This window comes from Anaerotignum lactatifermentans, from assembly GCF_014982935.1.
Lineage (GTDB): Bacteria > Bacillota > Clostridia > Lachnospirales > Anaerotignaceae > Anaerotignum > Anaerotignum lactatifermentans.
This window is the reverse complement of sequence record NZ_JADCKK010000124.1, coordinates 1-1572: the sequence shown is the minus strand read 5'-3', so window position 1 is coordinate 1572 and position 1572 is coordinate 1. Positions and strand designations below refer to the sequence as shown.

General features: G+C 38.2%; 1 protein-coding gene. It reads left to right on the top strand.

The annotated features are described in order from the left end of the window. Nucleotides 1-248: 248 nt before the first annotated feature. Entirely contained in the window at nt 249-1427 is a 1179-nt protein-coding gene (locus tag INF29_RS14145; RefSeq protein ID WP_193487366.1) for an IS110 family RNA-guided transposase, read from the top strand. Nucleotides 1428-1572 lie beyond the last annotated feature (145 nt).

The window sequence follows — 1572 nt, the reverse complement described above, 5'->3', positions numbered from 1 at the left end:
CCTCGTATTATAAAGTAGTAGTGTTTATAGACTCTCTCCAAGGTCTGTATGCTATACTGTTGGAGATACTGTGGATTGTTTATCACCCCCTACCACTTGATGGTTTATGAAAGGCTACAACCACAGTCTCTTTGTATAGTTGTTAATCAGTTAGATACCGCATGACGGTTTATTTAGAACGAGGATACAATCGCAAAGAGTACCAGTGGTCCTAAACAGTATCAAATTTTTTTCAAAGGAGAATTTTTATGATTTACGTAGGGATTGATATCGCAAAAGATAAGCATGATTGTTTTATCATAAACTCAGATGGAGAAATATTATTTCATACTTTTACTATCTCCAATAATCATGAAGGCTTTAACACCTTATTTCAAAGAATTGAATCTGTTTCAGATGATTTTACAAAAGTAAAAGTAGGACTCGAAGCCACCGGACACTACAGTTACAATCTTCTGGGATTCCTTCTTGATAAAGGTTTGCCGACCTACGTTATCAATCCGTTACATACCAATCTTTACAGAAAAAGTCTAACTCTTAGAAAGACGAAAACGGATAAAGTTGATTCCCGTACCATTGCTACTATGATTATGTCCGATATGAACTTAAAGTCCTACTCAGATATATCTTACCACAATGAGGAATTAAAGTCACTCACTCGTTATCGTTTCGATAAGGTAAAAGAACGGGCAAAACTCAAAACCTCTATTTCCAGACTGGTAAATATCCTTTTTCCTGAACTAGAAAAACTGGTTCCCTCACTTCATCTTTCTTCTGTATATGCTTTGCTTTCTGAATTTCCGGGAGCTGCACAGATCGCTGCTTCCCACCTTACAAAACTGAGTAATCTCTTATCCCAAGCATCAAAGGGGCGTTATGGGAAAGAGACCGCTATTCTTTTTCGTGAAACTGCTAGAAGCTCTATTGGCTCTGTTATGCCTGCAAAATCTCTGGAGCTGAAGCACACCATCAAACTTATTCAAGAATTAACAGCAGAGATTGACGAAATCGAAGCAGCCATTAAACAGATCATGGATGAGGAAATCCATTCTCCTATCCTGACGATTCCTGGTATCAGTTACCGAATGGGTGCAATGATCCTTGCTGAAATCGGGGACTTTAACCGATTTGATTCAGCCGATCAGATACTCGCTTACGCAGGTATGTCTCCCTCCACCTATCAATCAGGGCAATTAAATAACTGTTATTCTCACATGGAAAAGCGTGGCTCACGTTATCTTCGATATGCCCTTTATAATGCCACAAAGTATGTTTGCCAATGGGATGAATCTTTCAGTGCATATCTTGCAAAAAAACGATCGGAAGGTAAGCATTACAATGTTGCCTTATCTCATGCTACGAAAAAGCTTGTGCGTCTAATTTTCGCAATGGAAAAATCAGGACGAACATATCAGCCAGTAGCTTAACTGATTCTGTAAATATCTCCTTTCAGAGTGCCGGCAATGACACTCTGTTCGTCATGCAATTTTCAAGGTACAAATATATCTGAAGTGCATTTCTGCAATTCATCCAAAACTTTTATTTTAGACTTGACTTTTAATAGTTAGTCTT

Coding starts and splice junctions, on each gene's coding strand:
- INF29_RS14145 (WP_193487366.1), top strand. CDS start 249: ATGATTTACGTAGGGATTGATATCGCAAAAGATAAGCATGATTGTTTT.